We start from the raw sequence: 20,195 nt of genomic DNA on the forward strand, positions 1-20,195 counted from the left end.
CCCCCTAACCCCCTCCCGCCTGCGGGAGGGGGAACATGGCCGCTCTTGGTCGCTAGCAGCCCCATCGCTTTACTACTCTCGCCCTTTCTGTTCCACATGCGTAGATGGAACGCCGCACCCTTTCCCGCCCCCACTGCCGCCGCCCACGCGACACTGTCGCGTCGCTGTCCTTTCCCTGTAGCCTCGCTGTCGCGTCGCAGGCGCGGCACCGGCGCCTGATCGTCGCGCGGCTATCCCCCCGCACCGACCGACCTGGCGCAAATCCGCCAAAAGACGCGCCACCATAGGCCGCACAACGGTGTGAACTTTCTACTGTCGCGTCGGCGCCCCGTTGCCCGACGATCTACCGCCTAGAACAGGGGCAGCAGGCGGGCCCTGCCGTCCGGCGTCAGGAAGCGCCCCTCGTCGAATGGCAGCTCGCCCCAGCGCCAGGGAGTCAGTTCCTCATAGGCGGGGTTGGAAATCGGGGCATGGCGGCGCAGGTTGAGCAGCCGCGCGCCGTCATTGCCATAGGCGGTCAGGCGCACATGCTCGCGATAGATTTCCGCCGCCCATTCATAATGGAAGGCCGCCTGCCAGCCCATGGCGCGCGCGACCTGGGTGACGATCCACCAGTCGGGCTTCGCTTCGCCGGGCAGCGGGAACAGCCGGCGCTGGCGGCTGATCAACCGGTCCGCCCCGGTCAGCGTGCCGTCCTTCTCGACCCAACTGGCCGATGGCAGCGCAATGCCGCGCCCGTCCCGTTCGGCATCGGCCCAAGGGGTGGAGCGGATCGCCAGCGGCACCGCGTCCAGCGCTGCGCGCAGCCAGGCCGGATCAATGCCGTCGCCGCTTATGCTCCACAGTGCGCGGATGCGCCCGTCCCGCACCGCGTCGGCCAGTTCCGAGCCATCCAGCCCCGGCCCGGTCGCCATCGCCTCCGCCGACCAGAAGCGGGCTATTTCGGCCATCGCCGATGCCGTGAAGCCACGATGCGCCGCGAGGCCGCTCGCATTGCAGCCGACCTCGCGCCCGCCCATACCATTGGCCGCGGTCGTCATGGCAAAGGGCGCCGCCCCCGGCCTGCCGATCCGCCCCATCGCCAGATGGAAATCGATCACTGCCCGCGCCAGCCCCTCGTCCGCGCCGCCAAACAGCGTCACGATCCGTGGCACGGCGGCGATCCGGTCATAGAGCGCGCGCAATTCCATCGGCGACAGGCCGCACCCCCGCGCCACCGACCACAGATCATGGCGGGTCCGCAGTTGTGCCCAGAAATCATCGGGCACGCTGACATTGCGCGCCAGATAGTCGGCATCGGTCGCGCCGACATCATGGCAATGGCGCAGCAGCCCGGCGATCCAGGACGCCATGCCGTCGCGCGGCACGTCGATGCGCAGATCCGCCTCGATGCTCGTCCCCTCGCCCGGCGCCGCCAGCAACAGCAGTTCGACGCCCTGTTCGATCCGCGCCGCCGCGATCCGCGCGCTCAGCACCGGATGATCCTGCGCCAGATCGGCGCCGATCATCAGGATCAGCTCGGCCCGCTCGATATCCTCATAGGCGGCGGGCATCACATCCTCGCCATAGGCCGCGCGCTGCGCCAGCGCCGCGCCGTCATTCGCCGCCCAGCCCGCATCGACATGGGCCGAACCGATGAAGCCCTTCATCAGCTTGTTGGCGACATAATAATCCTCGGTCAGCAGGCCGCCGCCGACATGCAGCGCCACGCTATCCGGGCCATGCTGGGCGATCACCGCCGACAGCCGCCGCGCGACCTGCGCAATCGCCTTCTCCCAGCGTTGCGGCCGACCGTCGATCATCGGCTGGAGCAATCGCCCTTCCAGCCCGACCTCTTCCGCGATCTCCAGCCCGCGCCCGCACAGCCGCCCGGCATTGGCCGGATGCATCCGGTCCCCCTCGACCATCAGGTCGCGGTCCTCGCCGGTGATGGCGCGCAGGCCACAGCCGACGCCGCACCGGCCGCAAAGCGTGCGTATCACTGCCATGTCAAAGGGCTGCGCGGGTCCGGCCGGAACGGACGAAGGGGGGAAGGATCGGCGTCACCAGCGCCTGCTTAGCGGATCGGGCGCGGCGACAAAAGCATGTGCCGACAATTGCATGGCCCCGGCGCCGGGCGCACAAGGCGGTCATGCGCTTCTTCTCTCCGATTCCGCTCCTGCTGCGCGCGCTCGCGCTGCTGTCGCTTTTGCTGTCGCCATCCTGGGCCGCCGCGCAGGACAGGCGCGGGCCACTGGTGCTTGCCGCCGCCAGCCTGCAGGAATCGATGAATGCCGCCGCCGACGCCTGGGCGCGGCAGGGCCATGCCCGCCCGGTCCTGTCCTTCGCCGCCTCCTCGGCGCTGGCCCGGCAGATCAAGGCCGGCGCCCCTGCCGACCTGTTCGCCTCCGCCGACGAAGATTGGATGGACGATATCCAGAAGGCCGGCTTCGTCGCGCGCGGCAGCCGCGCCGACATTGCCGGCAACCGGCTGGTGCTGATCGCCCCGGCCGGCAAGCCGGTGCGGCTGCGCATCGGCCGCAACATGCCGCTGGCCGCAGCGCTGAACGGCGGCCGCCTGGCCATGGCCGATCCCGACGCCGTGCCGGCGGGCAAATATGGCAAGGCGGCGCTCACCGCGCTCAATGTCTGGCCCTCGGTCGCGGACAAGGTCGCACGCGGCGACAGCGTGCGCGCCGCCCTCGCCCTGGTCGAACGCGGCGCCACCCCGTTCGGCATCGTCTACGCAACCGACGCCCGAGCCTCGAAATCGGTGCAGACGGTCGGGACTTTTCCCGCCAACAGCCATCCGCCGATCCGCTATCCGGTGGCACGGCTGACCGCCAGTCGCCACCGCGACGCGGAAGGCTTCCGCCGTTTCCTGCTGTCGGCGCAGGGCCGGGCGATCCTTGGCCGTTACGGCTTCAGCGCGCCCTGATCGCCGATTGTTTTTCTACGGATCGCGCACACCATCATCTCAAAGCCCCGCCCCATCTCCGGTTTCCGACGGACGGATCGAGACAAGGTCGGCTCCCAGCGCCTCCAATTCTGCGCGATCGTGACTGACATAAAGAATCGGGATCGATGTGGCCGCGTGCAACTTGCGTATAAGCTCCAGTATCTGGTCCTTCAGGCCCTGGTCCAGGCCCGTCAATGGCTCATCCATCAACAAAAAATGAGGATTGGCTAGCAAGGCACGCCCAATCGCCACGCGCTGCGCCTCCCCCCCGGAGAGAGAATGTGGCCGGCGCTCAAGCAGATCGCCGATGCCTAACATGTCGACGACAGCTGGCATATCAAGCGCGCTTCTTCCACTATGCCTTCGGCCATAAATAAGGTTCCGGCGCACGCTCATGTGCGGAAAGAGGCGCAGATCCTGAAAAATATAGCCGCAATGCCTCTGCGCGATGGGCAGGTCTACGCCGACGGCGCTGTCAAACAACGTGCCCCCGGCAATCGCGACACGACCTTCATCGGGACGTAATAGACCGGCCACCATGTTGAGCAGGCTGCTCTTACCTGCCCCAGATGGACCAAATAGGCCGACGATCGCACTGGAACTGGCAATGTCTATGGCCAGATGATTGGCTCCCAGTCGGCGACGGACATGGATGTCAAAGGACATGGTCGCCCCTGCCCATGCGTCTCGCGAGCCATTCGGATGCCATCAGCGCGCCGAGCGACAGCGCAATCGAAATCAGTGCCAGCCGCAATACCGCATTTTCGCTGTCCGGCAGTTGCAGCGCGGAATAGATGGCGATCGGCAGTGTTCGGGTCTCCCCTGGTATATCGGATACAAAGGTAATGGTGGCGCCAAATTCCCCGATCGATCGAGCAAAACCCAGGATCATGCCAGCCAATATGCCCGGAACCGCGAGTGGCAACGAGATGGTGCAGAAGACCCGGATACGGCCGGCTCCGAGCGTCTGGGCGACAGCCTCCAATCGTCGATCGATTGTCTCAATAGACAGCCGGATAGCGCGCACCATCAGCGGCATCGCCATGATTGCTGCCGCGAGCGTTGCGCCCGTCCAGCGAAACAACAGACTGATGCCAAACCAGCTTTCCAGCCAATAACCAAAGACACCCTGCCGACCAAACAGAAGCAGCAGTAGCCAGCCGGTGACCACCGGTGGCACCACCAACGGCAAATGCACCAGTGCATCAAGCATCAGTTTGCCAGGAAAACGATAGCGCGCGAGCAACCATGCCAAGGCAAAAGCTATCGGCAGCATCGCGAAGACCGCTGTCAGACTGACCCGGAGCGAAAGCCCGATGATCGCCCATTCTTCAGCACTGATCGATGACAATAGCATGTAGTCACCGATTCACTTCGGCAAGATTGCGCATTCGCCGATCAATGGCGATGGTCACCAAAATTGTCCTTTAGCGTACTCCACGTAACGCCGTGCCCTTTTGCATTGTCCATCGTGGTGCCCGGCCTCTGTCTGGCCGGATAATCTGCGCAGGCGCCCGCAACAGCCGATCAACCGCGTTGCTGACGAGCATCTGCAGCCCTTCCTCGCTCAGAAGCCCTCCGCGAATGAGGCAGCGATCGACCAGAACTCGCCGAAACGCTGAATAGAGCGTCATGTCCGGCTGGCGCGGCGCCGACCAAAAATCATCAAGGCTCGACTGATGCACCACTCCTGGCACCTTGTAGACTGCGTGCCCCAGAACCACGACAGGCTTGCCGGCATTGAGCGCCAGCGTGCCTACAGTGCTGTTCACCGTCACTACGCCCAACGACTTGCCCACCACTTCGGCAATGTCCCAATCGGCCAGATAGACGACACGGTCCTTTACGCCATAATGAGCGGCCAGCCGGCGAGTCAGTCGGTCCCAGGCGACAAGACCGGGGTCCAGCGGATGGCGTTTCACCACAAGAGAGACATGATCAGGCGCATGCTGCGCAAAGCTCTTGATAGCGAAACGCAGCGCAGCGCGCATGTTACCGAATGGCGAATGAACGCGAATCTGATAATCGGAGTTGAGTTGCAACGGGAGCGCGAAATAGGGCTTATCCTTGACCGTATCCCACGCCTTGAAAGACCGGCGCCCGTCACCGCGACGCATGACCAGCTTGCGACACCAGGCGACCGATTCCATCAGGAAACTATGCGGTCGGTGGGTTCGGTAGAATGGGAAATAGGGCCGCATGAATGCAGCGGCCAGACCATTGCGCATCGTGTTGCGCGCACGGGCATTGAAGGTCGAGGGCACGGGCGGCAGATTATCGATATAGTCCGGCAAGCCCCGGACCTGGTCTAGATACCATTGTGGGTCCAGCGGCAGAGTCGAATTGCCGTTAACGCCATCGTCCTGCAATGTCAGGAAATCGGGGCGAATATACCCTTCCTCCACGACATGAACATGCAAGTTGCGCAGCCGTGCCATGCCATGTGCCGAGGTATGGTAGGGACGGCAATCACCATAGAGAATCAGGTCCGTAACGCCATGATTGACGATAAAATCGTCAAAGAAGAGCGGCCAGTTACGAAATGTTCCACGATAATCGGTGGCATCTCCTGGCCAATCGACCTTGTCGCCACCATTGATGTTGATCCGCAGAGCGGAATGCCCGCGCTTGCGCAACGCATACGCAAGCATCGAGAAATAGGGACCATGCGGCCCCTGCAGGAACAAGAATATTTTCGACGTTGGTTCAGCCATGAAGGAACTCAGCGGACAATGTCATAAATCTTCGTAGCTTCCCCTGTAGCGCGCGCAGCCGAATGAGCCATGTCATCGGCGGCGTCGATCCACTGGCCATGCGGTCCACCATCAGTTCGGGGCCACAGGGCAAGCGCGTCACCGGATCGAGATAGCGAGGATAGAGAATGAGTGCGCCCGCGACAAGCTGATCCACATCCAGCAAACGCCCTCTTCGGGATGACGGCTTGGCCAGGTCGCGGGTCAGCCCCCAGCCGGCATAGAAGGGCATGCCATGCACCGTGACAGAGCGACCGCGCATCAGCGCCTCGAAGCCTGTCAGCGAGGAAAGCACATGGACTTCGTCTACCCGCTGCACCAGTTCCATCAATGGTGCCCCGCTGTCGATCGCGTCGGCATGTTCCAGCACGACCGCATCGCTCAGATGGCCCTTGCGATGTCCGGCCTGGACGTCGGGATGGGGGCGGTAAACGATCCAGGCGTCCGGCTCCGCCTTGCGCACGCGGGCCAGGAAATCCAGATTGCCGCCAACGCCCGCGCCGCCCAGCTGGACGGACATGTCGTCATCGACCTGTCCCACGGCCAGGACGGTCCGCCGGTCGGCCGGCAGATCGATCATCTGCCCAGCCTCCAGTCCATATTTGGTAACGCCCGCCGCGCAGACCCGATTGCGCAAGCGGCGCGCTCGGTCGACCAGGGCAGGCGTAAATATCTGGGTTGCGAGCAATGTCTCCAGATCGCTGGGCCTTCGGGCATTATAATAGATGCCGCTGCGATCAATCACCACGGACCCGGGCGGATGCAAGCCTGCCCCCAATCCGCGCGATCGCAGGAAACCATCTTCCACCCGCGCGATCGAAACGCCCTTGGCCGCTGCCTCGCTAACCGTATCGGACGGCACACGGGACGGCCAGATCGCCAGCGCCGCGCCACGCTGACGCGCCCGAGCCAAGCCTCGGGCAGCTGACAGGAAGGGCGGGCTATCAAGCCCATCCCAGAGAAAATGCCGGATCGCCTCCCGTTTCCAGAAGGCCATGCCGCTGGCAGCGGCGATACCACGATTGCCGTCGATATGGCGGCGCCAGTCGGCCAGTTGCGCAACGACATGCGCGGCATCGACCGGCGTACCGGTAAAACAATCCCGATAGATCGCCGCCGCCAGCCTGTCCCGTGCTGCCGCGCGCAATCGCTCCGGCGCAAACCGATCACCATTCGCGCCAAAGACCGCCACGCCGAGCAGGCCCCCGATGATCGCCAGATCATCGTCCGGCTGGGCATAGATGGCACGCGCCTGCGCCACCAATGTCCATGGGTCGCAACCGAACGGCAGAAAATGACCGATCTTTGCGCTGACGGCCGCACCACCCCGTCGCGCCAGCGGCAGGATGCCAATCTGTCCAGCGACCAGACCGACACAGGCCTCTGCGGGAATCGCGATCCCGGCCCGCGCCACGACCTGCACACCCCGTGGCCGATGCCCCCAGAAATCGCCCCCGACACGCGCAGCCACAATCATGTCGAACAATGTGTCGGGAATAGCCGCGACCGACGCGCCGGCTACCGGATGGCTGATCGCCGCCACATCCGGATCAATGCCCGGAAAGGGGGGAGAACGCAGGAATGGCATCATGGTCACGGAGCGTCGCGCTCCACCTGAGACATAGGTCCCATTCGCCTTTTCCACCAACCCCCGGTCACATATCCCCCTGATCCGGCACGCGGTCATCTTCTCGACCGGATCAGTCATGATCGCCGGGCGATGACAGGTCAAGGAACAGTCGCTGTCACATCTTCCAATAGCTGCGCCACTATGTCGAAATAGTCACGCCAGGTCGGCGCATGCCATCCGCCGATCCGTGCAAGTTGCGCCGCCCGCTGTGGCGAATCCGCTGCGGCATAGGCGTGGATCATCCGCATCCAGCCCATGCCATCGAGCGGATCGATATAATCGGGCGCATCCCCGCCCACCTCGCGATGGGCTGAAATGTCACTGCAGATCACCGGGACGCCAGCGCACAGCGCTTCGACCACCGGCATGCCGAACCCTTCGGCAAAGGACGGCATCAGCATCGCCCGCGCGCCCGCGACCAGATCCTGCATCTGGTTGTCGGGCAGTTCGCCCGCCTCGACCACATGGCCGCGCAGCGCCTCGCCCCGCTCCAGCATGTCGATCACATTCTCATTTTCCCAGCCGCGCCGGCCAATCAGCACCAGCATCGGCGCCGCATCGCCCAGTTCGTCCACCATCCGCCGCCAGATATTGAGCAGCAGCAGATGATTCTTCCGCGGCTCGATAGTCGACAGATAGACGAAATAGGGCCGCTCAGGGAGCGTCGTGCCGGAACCGCCAAACACATCGGGCGGATCGGCGCCGAAATGGGCGACGCATGTCTGGCGATCGGCCAGGCCGTTCGACAGATGCGGTTCCAGCGCGTCCAGCGTCGCCTGGCTGTTGCCGATAATGCCGGTTGCATAAAGGTCGATGCTGCGCAGCCGGCGACGATGCTCGTCCGCGCCCTGCGGCCGGGCGAACTCGGGATGGCTCAGCGGAATGACGTCATGCACCAGCGTGACGAACTTCGCGCCCTCCGCCCGCAAAATCGCCCCTACCTGCGCCGCATCGTCCAGATGATGGGGCGACGCCTGCAGATAGATGCGCGGCCCCTTGGCCTTGGGCACCGGGCGCGGGCGCGTCGCGAACATGTGGCGGATCACCGCCGCCCGCTCCTTGCGCTCGTCGGGCGAATCCACATTGCGCCATTTCGCCGCGGTGAAGGCCAGGAACTGGCGCACGGCAGCGTGATTCAAGCGCCCATAATAGCCGCCCGCCGGATGAACGGCGGCAAAGGCCAACCGATCGGGCATCCGCTCCAGCAATTCGCGGGCATAGACATATTCGACCCGGTCGATGCCGGTCGGCGTCGGGTGGAATGCACGCGAGAGCAGGCGCGAGATGTCGAGGATCACCTCGGCCCCGCCCCGGTCGCCGGTCAGATAGCTGTTGGCCGGCTTGGACCGCAGCGCCAGCCGCGCGCCCGGCGCCTTGAAGGGTTTGAGTGCCACGTCAGAACTGCGCGCGAATCTCTTCGGCCAGCGCCGCCAGCGCATCCTTGTCCGCCTGCGCGCCGGCGCCATGGGCGGCAAAGCCCTTGGGGTCGCCTTCCCAGCGCGGCAGGATATGGACGTGCAGGTGGAAGATCGTCTGGCCCGCCGGCGCGCCGTTATACTGGGCGATCTGGATGCCGTCGGGGTTCAGCGCCTTGCGGATGGCGGTGGCGACCTTCTTGGTGGTCGCCATCACCTCACCCAGCGCCTCATCCTCCATTTCCAGCAGGTTGCGCGCCTTGGACCATTTGGAAATGACCAGCGCATGGCCCCGCGTCTGCGGCATGATGTCGAGGAAGGCGAAGGTCTTCTCGTCCTCGTACAGCTTGGTCGACGGGATCTTGCCCTGCAGGATCAGGGCAAAGATATTGGCTTCGTCATAGGTGCCGTCGAGGCTCATGAAACGCCCTTAGCTGATATAATGGGCGGTCGTCTTAGCAGCGACTTCTTCGGCGGTCACGCCCGGCGCCAGTTCAACCAGCTTGAACGGGCTGTCATGGTCGGGACGCTGGAACACGCACAGGTCCGTGACGATCATGTCGACCACATTCTTGCCGGTCAGCGGCAGGGTGCAGGCCGGGATGAACTTGGGATCGCCATTTTTGGACGTATGCTCCATCACCACGATGATCTTCTTGACGCCCGCGACCAGGTCCATCGCGCCGCCCATGCCCTTGATCATCTTGCCGGGGATCATCCAGTTGGCGATGTCGCCATTCTCGGCCACTTCCATCGCGCCAAGGACGGTCAGGTCGATATGCCCGCCGCGGATCATCGCGAAACTGTCGGACGAACTGAAATAGGCCGATTGCGGCAGCTCGCTGATCGTCTGCTTGCCGGCATTGATCAGGTCCGCATCCTCATCCCCCTCATAGGGGAAGGGACCGATGCCCAGCATGCCATTTTCCGACTGCAGCGTCACCTCGACGCCGTCGGGAATATGGTTCGCCACCAGCGTCGGGATGCCGATGCCCAGATTCACATAGAAGCCGTCCTCCAGCTCCTTCGCCGCACGCGCGGCCATCTCGTCACGGGTCCAGGCCATCACTCACTCTCCTTCGCAGGCTCGGCGTTCAGCCTCGCGCGTTCCTCATCAAGCCCCTGCCAGATACGGCGCAAGGCCTCTTCCTCGGACATTTGCGCTGTCTGGGCGTAAGCCTTGGCAGCCGTATGCACGCTTTCCACCAACAGCGAACCCAGCAACTCCGGCCGCCACTTGTCGGGGAAGCCGATTAACACGCGCGACCGCCCCTCTTCAGGACTTATCCAAAAGCGGGCCAGTTCGAACGCGTCCTTTTCCGGCGCCAAATTACCCTTTAGCGACAGCGCGCCCGGATGCTCTGCCACCCGAAAGCCGATCATGGCTTCGAGCCTCCCGGCGCCCACCTCTTGTCGGCAGGAAAAACATCGTCGAAGCCGCCCTTGAGGCCGCTGCCATAAACGGGGTTGGGCAGGACGAACCAGCCCGCGCCCCAGAGTTTTGCGATTGCCGGGCCTTGCGTCGCGGCGCGCCGCGCCGGCACGCTCTGCCCGACATTGAACAGGTCCGTGAAATCGCCGAGCTGGTCGCCGCCCAGTGCAATCACGCAATAGCTGCGCGAAATCGTCCAGCGCCGGCCATCCTTGCGCGATCCCATGGCATCGTCGCCGGCCAGATACAGCGTCTGGCCATGCACCGCCTCGCCCAGCCCCGCCGCCTTGATCGCGCGTGCGGTCGCGTCGGCATTGGCGGCCGAGCGGTTGGTGTTGAAGATCACGGTGACACCCATCGCCCGCAGCGCGCTGAGGCCGCTGTCCGCGCCCGGCACCGGCCCGACCGCGCCTTCGCCGGTCTTTTCCCACGCATCCCAGTCGGCGGCGTCATAGCCCTTGCCGGTCTTCGCATCATGATATTCGAAGCCGGTGTTCAGCATCACCGTCTCGTCGACGTCGAACACGGCGGCGAACGGCCGGTTGCCGCACGGCACATATTTTGGCGCATCCAGGCTCGCGCCTTCGGCCAGCACGACAGAATCGGCCGGCCGTGCCTTCACGACGGCAGCGGCATGAGCGACCAAAGCGGTCCAGGCCTGGCGCGACAGCGCCGCCGCCTCGCCCGAACCATAAAGATATTGCATGCCCGCCGGCGGCACCGCCGGTCCGGTCGGCGTCACGGGCGCCGGCCCCGTCGCGCTTGTCGTCGCGGTGGTCGTCGCACAGGCCGCCAGCGGCGCCAGCAACAGCGCCGGCGCAAGCCGCATCATCGTCGCCATCAGGCCGCGTCCCTCTGGCGCACGGTGCGGAACTCGATCTTCTTGTCGTAGGGCGCGCCGACGATCATCCGCTTGACGTAGATGCCGGGCAGATGGATCGCATCGGGGTCCAGGCTGCCGACCGGCACCACTTCCTCCACCTCGGCGATGCAGATCTTCGCCGCGGTCGCCATCGGCGCGTTGAAATTGCGCGCGGTCTTGCGGAAGATCAGGTTGCCGCTCTCGTCCGCCTTCCAGCCCTTGATGATCGCGACATCGGCAAAGATGCCGCGCTCCAATATATAGTCCTGACCGTCGAAATTCTTCACTTCCTTGCCCTCGGCCACCGCCGTGCCGACGCCGGTCTTGGTGTAGAAGCCGGGAATGCACGCCCCACCCGCGCGGCAGCGCTCGGCCAGCGTCCCCTGGGGGCAGAATTCCACCTCCAGCTCGCCCGCCAGATATTGCCGCTCGAACTCCTTGTTCTCGCCGACATAGGAGGAGATCATCTTCTTGACCTGGCGCGTGCGCAGCAGCTTGCCCAGCCCCTCGCCGTCGATGCCCGCATTGTTGCTGGCGATGGTCAGGTCCTTGACCCCCGAATCGCGGATCGCGTCGATCAGCCGTTCGGGGATGCCGCACAGGCCAAAGCCGCCCGCGCACAGATGCATGCCGTCGAACAGCAGCCCCTCCAGCGCAGCGGCGGCATCGGGGTAGAGCTTCTTGGCCATCGGCATCCATCCTTTGTACGATTTCAGCGCAGACTAGGCAGGCAAACCGATCAATACCAATGATTTGTTTTTTCGGTTAAACCCAAACAATGTCTATCAATCGCATCGCCTTCTACCATCTCGAAACCCTGCTCTGGATTGCGCGGCTGGGCACATTCGCGGCGGCGGCGGCGCGCCTCAACACCACCCAGCCAGCCATTTCCGCGCGGGTGCGCGAGCTGGAAAGCCATCTGGGCACCGCGCTCTTCCGGCGCGAGGGGCGGACGATGGCCCTCACTCCGGCGGGGCGCGAACTGGTGCGGGAAAGCGAACCGCTTTGGGCCCGGTTCCAGGGTGTGCTGATGGGGTGCAGCGACATATCCGGCGCGACCGGCATCATCCGCATCGGCGCGGGCGAGATTGCGGCGGCCAGCTGCCTGCCCGGCTTCGTTGCCCAGCTTGGCCGCGACCTGCCCCATGTCAGCCTGGAGGTCGACATCGCGCTCACCGCCGACCTCATCCAGCAGCTCGCCTCGGGCCATGCCGACCTCGCCTTCGCCGCCGGCCGCATCGCCCATCCGATGCTGCGCACCGCGCCGATCGGCAGCGTCGATCTGCTCTGGCTCGCCAGCCCCGCAACCGTCGCGACGATGGCAGACGTGCGCCCGCCGATCTGGTCGCTCACCAACCTCTCGCCACTCTACCGCATCATGAAGGACGCGATTGCCGCGTCAGACCTGGCCGACTGTCCGCTCAACCTGTGCAACAATGTCCGCACCATGATCGACATCGTGCTGGAAGGCGGCGGCATCGGCATCTTCCCCCGGCCGATGGCCCGCCAGCAACTGGCCGCAGGGCGCCTGGTCCCGGTGCCCAACGCCCCGCTCATGCCCCCGGTCGACTTCCACGTCGCCGTCCGCGCCGCCGAAGCCGACCCGCTGGTGCTCACCATCTTCGACCGGGCCAGCCGGCTGGAGTTGCGGGGTGAGGAATGAAGAACGAGGGATGGGGTCGCGGTCAACCTGATCGGTCAAATAATGGGCTTCCGCCCCTCCCTCACAACGTCATGCTGAACTTGTTTCAGCATCCATCCAGCCCAATAGTCCATTGGCCTGCTGGGACAAATGGACCCTGAAACAAGTTCAGGGTGACGATGCTGTTAGCGACAGATTCCGCCCCTCAACCGCGCTGTCCTACACGCATTTCTTCTGATTTATTCTGAGAGATGGAACATCCGCCCCCAAGCAACCGGCCATGCGCCGCCCAGCCGTCGCTTCACTGTCGCCTGCGTGTCGCGTCACTGTCGCGTCGAACGCGCGCGATCGTGACCCGATTGTCGCGCGACTGTCGCTTCGCTGTCGCGTCGCGGGCGCGTTCCTGGCGCATTGGCCCGGAATCACCCCCACGACACTGTGAACTTCGACTGTCGCGTCGAATCCCGCGCCGCGACGCCCTGGAATCAGATCAGGCCGGCAAGCGGGCTCGACGGGTCGGCATACATGCGCTTGCCCATGCGGCCGGCGCGATAGGCCATGCGGCCGGCCTCGACACCCGCCTTCATCGCCGCCGCCATCAGCACCGGGTCCTTCGCCTCGGCAATGGCGGTGTTCATCAGCACGCCGGTGCAGCCCAGCTCCATCGCCTGCGCCGCTTCCGACGCGGTGCCCACGCCCGCATCGACCAGCACGGGCAGCTTGGTGCCTTCCACGATCAGGCGGATCGTCACCTTGTTCTGGATGCCCAGACCCGACCCGATCGGCGCGCCCAGCGGCATGATCGCGACCGCGCCGGCATCCTCCAGCCGCTTGGCCGCGATCGGATCATCGACGCAATAGACCATCGGCTTGAAGCCTTCCTTGGCCAGCACCTCGGTCGCGCGCAGCGTTTCGACCATGTCCGGGTAGAGCGTCCGCGCCTCGCCCAGCACTTCCAGCTTCACCAGCTCCCAGCCGCCCGCCTCGCGCGCCAGGCGCAGGGTGCGGATCGCCTCCTCGCCGGTAAAGCAGCCCGCCGTGTTGGGCAGATAGGTGACCTTCTTGGGATCGATATAGTCGGTCAGCATCGGGGCGTTGGGATCCGACACGTTGACGCGGCGCACCGCCACGGTGACGATCTCTGCGCCCGACGCGACCAACGCGGCGGCATTCTGCTCGAAATTCTTGTATTTGCCGGTGCCCACGATCAGACGCGAGCGGAAGGTCTTGCCCGCCACCGTCCAGCTATCGTCATCCACCGGGGACACATCGCCGCCACCCACAAAATGGACGATCTCCAGCTCGTCGCCGTCTTCGACCTTCACATCGGCCAGGGTCGAGCGCGGCACCACTTCCAAATTGCGCTCCACCGCCACCTTCTCCGGCGCGAAACCCAGCTCGCTCGCCAGCTCGGCCAGGGTCAGGCCGTCGCGGATGCGGCGATGCTCGCCATTGATATGGATGGAGATGGTGCCGTCGATGCTCACTACATTATCCCGTTCGTGGCTGGAAACGTGTCTCGACTTGGCGCGACACGAAGGGCTAAAGATCAGCGCGCATATAGGGGCGGCGACGCCGCGCCCGCAACAGACAAGTCTCGACCGACTGGGGGATCGCCATGGCGGACACACGCAAAATCTATGTTCTCAACGGCCCGAACCTCAACATGCTCGGCACCCGCGAACCGGAAATCTACGGTTATGACACGCTGGACGACATTGCCGAGCGGATGGAGGATGCCGCCCACCGCGCCCATGTCGAAATCGACTTCCGCCAGTCCAATCACGAAGGCCATCTGGTCGACTGGGTGCAGGAGGCGCATCGCGAGGGCGCCCATGCCATCATCATGAATCCCGGCGCCTATACCCACACATCGATCGCGCTGCATGATGCGATCAAGGGCATCACCGTGCCGGTGATCGAGATCCACCTGTCCAACCCGCACGCGCGCGAAGCCTTCCGCCACAAATCCTATGTCGGCATGGCCGCTAAGGGCACGATCGCGGGCTTTGGCGCGATGTCCTACATGCTGGCGCTCGAAGCTGCTCTGGAACTGTAGAACGCACAAAAGTTGCGCTTTGGCGCAAATGAGCATAGGCGCTGGCCGCCAGAACGCATTTTGAAAGACGACAAGGGTCAAGCATGAACGACAAGCATGACAAGGGCGCGATGCAGGTGGACGTCACCCTGGTGCGCGAACTGGCAGCTTTGCTGGACGACACCAACCTGACCGAGATCGAGGTCGAGGACGGCGATCGCAAGATTCGCGTGGCGCGCAAGATCGGTGGCGGCGCCCCCATCTTCGCAGCGCCCGCTGCCGTAGCGGCACCCGTCGCTGCCCCGGCTGCGGCACCGGCCGCTGCCCCCGCCGCGGCGGCCGAGCCTGCCCTGCCCGCCGGCAATGTGGTGAAGTCGCCGATCGTCGGCACCGCCTATCTTTCGGCCGAGCCGGGCGCCGCGCCCTTCGCGCGCGTCGGTGCGCAGGTGAAGGCCGGTGAAACCGTGCTGATTGTCGAGGCCATGAAGGTGATGAACGCGATTACCGCGCCCGTGGCCGGCACCGTCAAGGCCGTGCTGGTCGATAACGGCCAGCCGGTCGAATATGACCAGCCGCTGATCGTCATTGAATAAGGCCGCGATCCCATGGCCATCGAAAAACTGCTGATCGCCAACCGGGGCGAAATCGCGCTGCGCATCCACCGCGCCTGCCATGAAATGGGCATCAAGACGGTGGCGGTCCATTCGACCGCCGACGCCGACGCCATGCATGTGCGCCTCGCCGACGAGGCGATCTGCATCGGGCCGCCCGCCGCCAAGGACAGCTATCTCAACATCGCCGCGATCATCTCTGCGGCAGAGATCAGCGGCGCCGACGCGATCCATCCGGGCTATGGCTTCCTCAGCGAAAACGCCAAGTTCGCCGAGATCGTCGAGGCTCATGGTCTCGCCTTTGTCGGTCCCAAGCCCGAACATATCCGCACCATGGGCGACAAGATCGAGGCGAAGCGTACCGCTGGCGCGCTCGGCCTGCCGCTGGTGCCGGGTTCGGACGGCGCGGTCAGCGATGTCGAGGAAGCGCGCGCGATTGCCGATGCTGCCGGCTATCCGGTGATCATCAAGGCCGCGTCCGGCGGCGGCGGTCGCGGCATGAAGGTCTGCACCTCGCCCGACCAGCTCGAAACGCTGATGCAGCAGGCCGGGTCGGAAGCGAAGGCCGCGTTCGGCGACGCCACCGTCTATATCGAGAAATATCTCGGCAATCCGCGCCACATCGAAATCCAGGTGTTCGGCGACGGCAATGGCAATGCCATCCACCTCGGCGAACGCGACTGCTCATTGCAGCGCCGTCACCAGAAGGTGCTGGAAGAAGCCCCCTCGCCCGTCCTGAGCCAGGCCGAGCGTGAACGGATCGGCGGCATCTGTGCCAAGGCAATGGCCGATATGGGCTATCGCGGCGCGGGCACGATCGAGTTCCTGTGGGAAAATGGTGAATTCTACTTCATCGAGATGAACACTCGCCTGCAGGTGGAGCATCCGGTGACCGAGATGATCACCGGCCTCGACCTGGTGCGCGAACAGATCCGCGTTGCCGAAGGCAAGCCGCTGTCGGTGAACCAGGAAGATATCCGCTTCACCGGCCATGCGATCGAATGCCGCATCAACGCGGAAGATCCCAGGACCTTCGCGCCGTCGCCGGGCACCGTCACCAGCTATCATGTTCCGGGCGGCATGCATGTCCGCGTCGATAGCGGCCTGTATCAGGGCTATAAGGTGCCGCCTTACTACGACTCCATGATCGGCAAGCTGATCGTCTATGGTCGCACCCGCGAGGGCGCGATCATGCGTCTGCGCCGCGCGCTGGAGGAATATGTGATCGAAGGGATGAAGACCACCATCCCGCTGCATCAGGCGTTGCTGAAGGATCCCGAATTCCTCAACGGCGACTATACGATCAAGTGGCTGGAAGAATGGCTTGCCCGTGAGGATGCTCAGTGAAAGCCACCATCTGGCACAATCCCAAATGCGGCACGTCGCGCAAGACGCTGGCGATCCTTGAGGAAACGCCCGGCGTCGAGGTGGAGGTGGTCGAATATCTCAAGACCCCCTTCACCCGCGACAAGCTGGTCCAGCTGTTCGCCGACGCCGGGATGACCCCGGCCGAAGCGATCCGCAAGATGGGCACCGATGCCGAGGAACGCGGTCTGCCCGACATGACGGCGGGTGCGATCCTGGACGAGATGGCGGCCAATCCGGCCTATGTGAACCGCCCCTTCGTCGAAACCGAAAAGGGCGTGCGCTTCTGCCGCCCCCAGGACAAGGTTCTGGAAATCCTCTGAATATCAGCGGCTTGTCACGCCCATGTAACAAGCGGCTGATTTGAGCCCTTGCTTTGACGGGGGGAAGCCGTAGCTTCCTCTCCCATGGCAAAGGATCCGGCATTGGCGACCATCGCCGTCTACAGCCTCAAGGGGGGCGTTGGCAAAACCACCTTTTCGGTCAACCTCGCCTGGGCGTCGGCGAGCATATCGAAACGACGCACCCTGCTCTGGGATCTCGACCCGCAGGCGGCGTCGAGCTGGCTCCTCTCCACCGATCTTGAAAGCCGCGATGCGGCTCAGGCCATCTTCAGCAAGGATGTCGAGGTCCGCAAGCTGATCCAGCCCACCACCGTGCCGGGCCTGGACCTGATCGCCGCCGACACCTCGCTGCGCAGCCTTGACCATCTGTTCCGCGAGATGGACAAGAAGAAGCGGCTAGCCAAGCTGATCGACAGCCTGGGCAAGGATTATGACCGCATCATCCTCGATTGCCCGCCGGGCCTCACCGAAACCAGCGAGCAGGTGCTGCGCGCCGCCGACCTGATCGTCATCCCGGTCATCCCCTCGCCCCTGTCGCAGCGCGCGATGGGCGAGGTGGCGCGCTATCTGGTGCAGCGCGGCGGCAATCATGCGCCGATCCTGCCGGTCTATTCGATGGTCGACCGCCGTCGCAGCCTGCACCGCAAAGCACTGGAAGAGCAGCCCGGCTGGGGCGCGATCCCGATGGCCAGCACGATCGAGCAGATGACGGTCCGTCGCAAGCCGCTGGGCGCCTTCGCCCCTGCCTCGCCCCCGGCCCAGGCCTTCGGCGCGCTATGGACGATGGTCGAACGGCAGGTTCAGCAGGGCTGAAGCCCTGCCTCAGCCTACGGCGCAGGCCTGCGCCGGCGGATCGGGGAACAGGCGCGCCGCATCCTGCGGCAGCATCGGACGGCCATAATAATAGCCCTGCACCTTCTTGCAGCCCAGCCGGCGCACCATGTCCAGTTCGGTCGCGGTTTCCACCCCTTCCGCCGTGGTCGACATGCCCAGGCTTTCCGCCAGCGTCACCACCGCCCGGATGATCGCCAGATTCTCCGGTGTGTTATGCGCCGCGCCGACGACGAAGCTGCGGTCGATCTTGATCGTGTTGAAACGGGTGCGGCTGAGATAGCCGAGCGAGGAATAGCCGGTGCCGAAATCGTCGAGCGACAATTGTATGCCCATCGCCTGCAACTGATCCAGTACGCGCAGCGCGCCGTCATCCTCATGCATGAACACGCTTTCGGTGACCTCCAGCTCCAGCCGCCGCGCATCGAGCCCGCTCTGGGCCAGCGCATTGATCACCGCGGAGATGAAGTTGGATTGGTGCAGTTGCTCCGCCGACACGTTGACGGCAACCCTTATATGCGCGGGCCAGCGCATCGCCTCGCGGCAGGCGGTGCGCAGCACCCATTCGCCGATCGGCCCGATCAGCCGAGCCTCTTCGGCCACCGGCACGAATTTCGACGGCGGGATCGGCCCCAGTTCGGGATGGGTCCAGCGCGCCAGCGCCTCGAACCCGGTGATCACGCCGGACGTCGCATCCACCACCGGCTGATAGAGAAGATGGAGTTGATCCTTCTCCAGCGCCTCGCGCAGTGCCTGTTCCAGCCGCTGCCGTTCCTCGGCCTTGGCATGCAGTTGCGGCTCATAGGGGCAATGGACGCCGCCTCCTTCGTCCTTGGCGCGATAGAGCGCCAGATCAGCGCTGCGGATAATCGATTCGGACTGATGCCCGTCGATCGGCGAGACGGCCGAGCCGACCGACGCCCCGACATGCAGCACATGCTGATCGATCTGATAGGGGGCCGACAGCGCGTCGATGATCGCGATCGACAGGCGCGCTACCGCCCGGTCATCGTCGATCCGCGCAATCACCACGCCAAATTCGTCGCCACCGATGCGCCCGCAAAAACCGACACCGCCACAGACATGGCGCAGGCGCTGCGCCACCTGGCTGAGCAGCTGGTCGCCGACCTGATGGCCCAGGCTGTCATTGATCGCCTTGAACCGGTCGAGATCGAGCATCAGGAACGCGCAGCCGGGCCGGCGATTGCCGGTGTCGGCCATCGCCTGGTCCAGCGCATCGCGCAGATGGGCGCGGTTGGGCAGGCCGGTGAGCGTGTCGAACCGCGCCAGCTGGGCGATCTTGTCGGCCGATTCCCGCTGGACGGTGATGTCCGACCCGACACCGCGAAAGCCCTGGAAATTGCCATTGTCATCATAGCGGGGCGAGGCCGACAGTTCGAGCCAGCGCGTGCGCCCCTGCACATCGACGGGCAACGCCAGATTGCTGAAGCTCTCCCGCCGCTTGAGATGATCCGCCAGGCTATGCAGGCTGGAGGCGAAGCGGCCGCTTTCCCATCCGGCGCCAGCCAGAACCTGGACCAGCGGCGCCCCTTCCAGCGCCTGCGGCGTCATGCCGACGCTTTCGGCGAAACGCTGGGATACGCCGCTGATCCGGCGCAGCGCATCGGTCTGCCACAGCCAGTCGGACGCGCCCTGCTCATATTCGCGCAGCAACAGGCTGACGACTTCGGTCTGCTCGGCCAGTTGGACCGTGGTGCTGTGCTGGCGTGCGAAGGTGCGGGCATAGATGAGGCAGCCGACCAGCAGCGACAGTGCATAGCTGGTGGCGAGCGCCCGCAGCGGCAACAGGGTTTCGCCGTCGAACATCGCCGACAGGCCGACGATGCAGGGCACCAGGAAAGCGATCGCGGCCAGCGGCGTCGCCGCATAGCTGATCGCGCCGCACACCATGATGCAGCTGATGAGGGTCCAGAGCGCCACCAGATGCTCGGCCCCCTCTCCCCTCGAAAAAAGCGTCATGCAGGCCGCCCAGACCAGACCGTGCAGCAGACCGGTCAGGGCATGACGGCGCAGGTCGCGCGCCTGCGGCAAGCCGCCGGCGCCGATCTTCCGGCGATGGATCAACAGGGCACTGACGGCGACGGCACCGATCAGCGCGACGCTCCAGCCGATCATGACGGTCGCCGAAACATGGCTGCCGAACACGCGCCAGAGGAACAGCAGGCCGAAAACGTTCATCGCCAGACGCAGCAGCGCGACGCTGTCTGCCGACTGCAACTGGGCAGTCAGGACGCGCATATCGGCTTCATCGACGAGGCGTGCGAGCCCCATCATCGCCCTTAGCGAGCCCCGTCCCTGTCGGTCGGTTTCGGA

Annotated in this window: 20 protein-coding genes; 7 read left to right on the forward strand and 13 right to left on the reverse strand. The window is 64.7% G+C overall.

Annotated elements, in window-relative coordinates:
• Positions 1-350: 350 nt before the first annotated feature.
• A complete protein-coding gene (locus tag BRX37_RS03880) occupies positions 351-1,988 on the reverse strand; it encodes a molybdopterin oxidoreductase family protein (RefSeq protein WP_125985608.1) in 1,638 nt (545 codons plus the stop codon).
• A gap of 143 nt (positions 1,989-2,131) precedes the next feature.
• Between BRX37_RS03880 and modA the strand changes: the two genes are divergently transcribed.
• Positions 2,132-2,917, forward strand: a complete 786-nt coding sequence (modA, locus tag BRX37_RS03885; RefSeq protein WP_125985609.1) for a molybdate ABC transporter substrate-binding protein — start codon at positions 2,132-2,134, stop codon at positions 2,915-2,917.
• Between the two features lie 39 nt (positions 2,918-2,956).
• On the opposite strand, the gene BRX37_RS03890 is transcribed toward modA, so the two are convergent.
• From BRX37_RS03890 to BRX37_RS03935, 10 genes are all read right to left on the reverse strand, one after another.
• Entirely contained in the window at positions 2,957-3,604 is a 648-nt protein-coding gene (locus tag BRX37_RS03890; protein WP_125985610.1) for an ATP-binding cassette domain-containing protein, read from the reverse strand.
• On the reverse strand, positions 3,594-4,295 hold the full coding sequence (gene modB, locus BRX37_RS03895; RefSeq protein WP_037506164.1) for a molybdate ABC transporter permease subunit: 702 nt from the start codon (positions 4,293-4,295) through the stop codon (positions 3,594-3,596). The genes BRX37_RS03890 and modB overlap by 11 nt, the downstream gene beginning before the upstream one ends.
• 70 nt (positions 4,296-4,365) lie before the next feature.
• Complete coding sequence (locus BRX37_RS03900; protein WP_125985611.1) at positions 4,366-5,652, reverse strand: capsule biosynthesis protein; 1,287 nt, start codon at positions 5,650-5,652, stop codon at positions 4,366-4,368.
• Positions 5,645-7,288, reverse strand: coding sequence for a capsular polysaccharide export protein, LipB/KpsS family (locus BRX37_RS03905; protein ID WP_125985612.1), 1,644 nt, complete (start codon positions 7,286-7,288; stop codon positions 5,645-5,647). The genes BRX37_RS03900 and BRX37_RS03905 overlap by 8 nt, the downstream gene beginning before the upstream one ends.
• A 131-nt stretch (positions 7,289-7,419) precedes the next feature.
• Positions 7,420-8,715 carry a glycosyltransferase family 4 protein gene (locus tag BRX37_RS03910; RefSeq protein WP_125985613.1) on the reverse strand — a complete coding sequence of 432 codons (1,296 nt, stop codon included), beginning with the start codon at positions 8,713-8,715 and terminating at the stop codon, positions 7,420-7,422.
• 1 nt (position 8,716) lies between these two features.
• Positions 8,717-9,157: an HIT family protein gene (locus BRX37_RS03915; RefSeq protein ID WP_017500254.1), complete on the reverse strand. Its 441-nt coding sequence runs from the start codon at positions 9,155-9,157 to the stop codon at positions 8,717-8,719.
• A gap of 9 nt (positions 9,158-9,166) precedes the next feature.
• On the reverse strand, positions 9,167-9,802 hold the full coding sequence (locus BRX37_RS03920) for a CoA transferase subunit B (RefSeq protein WP_004210374.1): 636 nt from the start codon (positions 9,800-9,802) through the stop codon (positions 9,167-9,169).
• Positions 9,802-10,119, reverse strand: a complete 318-nt coding sequence (locus tag BRX37_RS03925) for a DUF5076 domain-containing protein (RefSeq protein WP_125985614.1) — start codon at positions 10,117-10,119, stop codon at positions 9,802-9,804. The genes BRX37_RS03920 and BRX37_RS03925 overlap by 1 nt, the downstream gene beginning before the upstream one ends.
• Positions 10,116-11,009, reverse strand: a complete 894-nt coding sequence (locus BRX37_RS03930; RefSeq protein ID WP_125985615.1) for an HAD family acid phosphatase — start codon at positions 11,007-11,009, stop codon at positions 10,116-10,118. Before BRX37_RS03930 ends, BRX37_RS03925 begins: the two co-directional genes overlap by 4 nt.
• Positions 11,009-11,719 carry a CoA transferase subunit A gene (locus BRX37_RS03935; protein WP_125985616.1) on the reverse strand — a complete coding sequence of 237 codons (711 nt, stop codon included), beginning with the start codon at positions 11,717-11,719 and terminating at the stop codon, positions 11,009-11,011. The genes BRX37_RS03930 and BRX37_RS03935 overlap by 1 nt, the downstream gene beginning before the upstream one ends.
• Before the next feature lie 89 nt (positions 11,720-11,808).
• Between BRX37_RS03935 and BRX37_RS03940 the strand changes: the two genes are divergently transcribed.
• Positions 11,809-12,693, forward strand: coding sequence for a LysR family transcriptional regulator (locus tag BRX37_RS03940; RefSeq protein ID WP_125985617.1), 885 nt, complete (start codon positions 11,809-11,811; stop codon positions 12,691-12,693).
• Positions 12,694-13,157: 464 nt separating this feature from the next.
• On the opposite strand, the gene thiS is transcribed toward BRX37_RS03940, so the two are convergent.
• Positions 13,158-14,159, reverse strand: a complete 1,002-nt coding sequence (gene thiS, locus BRX37_RS03945) for a sulfur carrier protein ThiS (RefSeq protein WP_004210358.1) — start codon at positions 14,157-14,159, stop codon at positions 13,158-13,160.
• A 131-nt stretch (positions 14,160-14,290) separates the two neighbouring features.
• Between thiS and aroQ the strand changes: the two genes are divergently transcribed.
• The 5 genes from aroQ (at position 14,291) to BRX37_RS03970 (ending at position 17,843) form a co-directional block, all read left to right on the forward strand.
• On the forward strand, positions 14,291-14,731 hold the full coding sequence (gene aroQ / locus BRX37_RS03950) for a type II 3-dehydroquinate dehydratase (RefSeq protein WP_125985618.1): 441 nt from the start codon (positions 14,291-14,293) through the stop codon (positions 14,729-14,731).
• 83 nt (positions 14,732-14,814) lie between these two features.
• Positions 14,815-15,303, forward strand: a complete 489-nt coding sequence (accB, locus tag BRX37_RS03955; RefSeq protein ID WP_004210355.1) for an acetyl-CoA carboxylase biotin carboxyl carrier protein — start codon at positions 14,815-14,817, stop codon at positions 15,301-15,303.
• A 12-nt stretch (positions 15,304-15,315) separates the two neighbouring features.
• Positions 15,316-16,668: an acetyl-CoA carboxylase biotin carboxylase subunit gene (gene accC / locus BRX37_RS03960; protein WP_125985619.1), complete on the forward strand. Its 1,353-nt coding sequence runs from the start codon at positions 15,316-15,318 to the stop codon at positions 16,666-16,668.
• Entirely contained in the window at positions 16,665-17,009 is a 345-nt protein-coding gene (locus BRX37_RS03965; protein ID WP_125985620.1) for an arsenate reductase family protein, read from the forward strand. The genes accC and BRX37_RS03965 overlap by 4 nt, the downstream gene beginning before the upstream one ends.
• A gap of 84 nt (positions 17,010-17,093) precedes the next feature.
• On the forward strand, positions 17,094-17,843 hold the full coding sequence (locus tag BRX37_RS03970; RefSeq protein ID WP_125985621.1) for a ParA family protein: 750 nt from the start codon (positions 17,094-17,096) through the stop codon (positions 17,841-17,843).
• A 9-nt stretch (positions 17,844-17,852) separates the two neighbouring features.
• On the opposite strand, the gene BRX37_RS03975 is transcribed toward BRX37_RS03970, so the two are convergent.
• Positions 17,853-20,156 carry a putative bifunctional diguanylate cyclase/phosphodiesterase gene (locus BRX37_RS03975; RefSeq protein ID WP_125985622.1) on the reverse strand — a complete coding sequence of 768 codons (2,304 nt, stop codon included), beginning with the start codon at positions 20,154-20,156 and terminating at the stop codon, positions 17,853-17,855.
• Positions 20,157-20,195 lie beyond the last annotated feature (39 nt).

Origin of the sequence: Sphingomonas sp. S-NIH.Pt3_0716, from assembly GCF_003950715.1 — a bacterium.
GTDB classification, from domain to species: Bacteria; Pseudomonadota; Alphaproteobacteria; order Sphingomonadales; family Sphingomonadaceae; genus Sphingobium; species Sphingobium yanoikuyae_A.

Coding starts and splice junctions, on each gene's coding strand:
- BRX37_RS03880 (WP_125985608.1), bottom strand. CDS start 1,988: ATGGCAGTGATACGCACGCTTTGCGGCCGGTGCGGCGTCGGCTGTGGC.
- modA (WP_125985609.1), top strand. CDS start 2,132: ATGCGCTTCTTCTCTCCGATTCCGCTCCTGCTGCGCGCGCTCGCGCTG.
- BRX37_RS03890 (WP_125985610.1), bottom strand. CDS start 3,604: ATGTCCTTTGACATCCATGTCCGTCGCCGACTGGGAGCCAATCATCTG.
- modB (WP_037506164.1), bottom strand. CDS start 4,295: ATGCTATTGTCATCGATCAGTGCTGAAGAATGGGCGATCATCGGGCTT.
- BRX37_RS03900 (WP_125985611.1), bottom strand. CDS start 5,652: ATGGCTGAACCAACGTCGAAAATATTCTTGTTCCTGCAGGGGCCGCAT.
- BRX37_RS03915 (WP_017500254.1), bottom strand. CDS start 9,157: ATGAGCCTCGACGGCACCTATGACGAAGCCAATATCTTTGCCCTGATC.
- BRX37_RS03920 (WP_004210374.1), bottom strand. CDS start 9,802: ATGGCCTGGACCCGTGACGAGATGGCCGCGCGTGCGGCGAAGGAGCTG.
- BRX37_RS03925 (WP_125985614.1), bottom strand. CDS start 10,119: ATGATCGGCTTTCGGGTGGCAGAGCATCCGGGCGCGCTGTCGCTAAAG.
- BRX37_RS03930 (WP_125985615.1), bottom strand. CDS start 11,009: ATGGCGACGATGATGCGGCTTGCGCCGGCGCTGTTGCTGGCGCCGCTG.
- BRX37_RS03935 (WP_125985616.1), bottom strand. CDS start 11,719: ATGGCCAAGAAGCTCTACCCCGATGCCGCCGCTGCGCTGGAGGGGCTG.
- BRX37_RS03940 (WP_125985617.1), top strand. CDS start 11,809: ATGTCTATCAATCGCATCGCCTTCTACCATCTCGAAACCCTGCTCTGG.
- aroQ (WP_125985618.1), top strand. CDS start 14,291: ATGGCGGACACACGCAAAATCTATGTTCTCAACGGCCCGAACCTCAAC.
- accB (WP_004210355.1), top strand. CDS start 14,815: ATGAACGACAAGCATGACAAGGGCGCGATGCAGGTGGACGTCACCCTG.
- accC (WP_125985619.1), top strand. CDS start 15,316: ATGGCCATCGAAAAACTGCTGATCGCCAACCGGGGCGAAATCGCGCTG.
- BRX37_RS03970 (WP_125985621.1), top strand. CDS start 17,094: ATGGCAAAGGATCCGGCATTGGCGACCATCGCCGTCTACAGCCTCAAG.
- BRX37_RS03975 (WP_125985622.1), bottom strand. CDS start 20,156: ATGATGGGGCTCGCACGCCTCGTCGATGAAGCCGATATGCGCGTCCTG.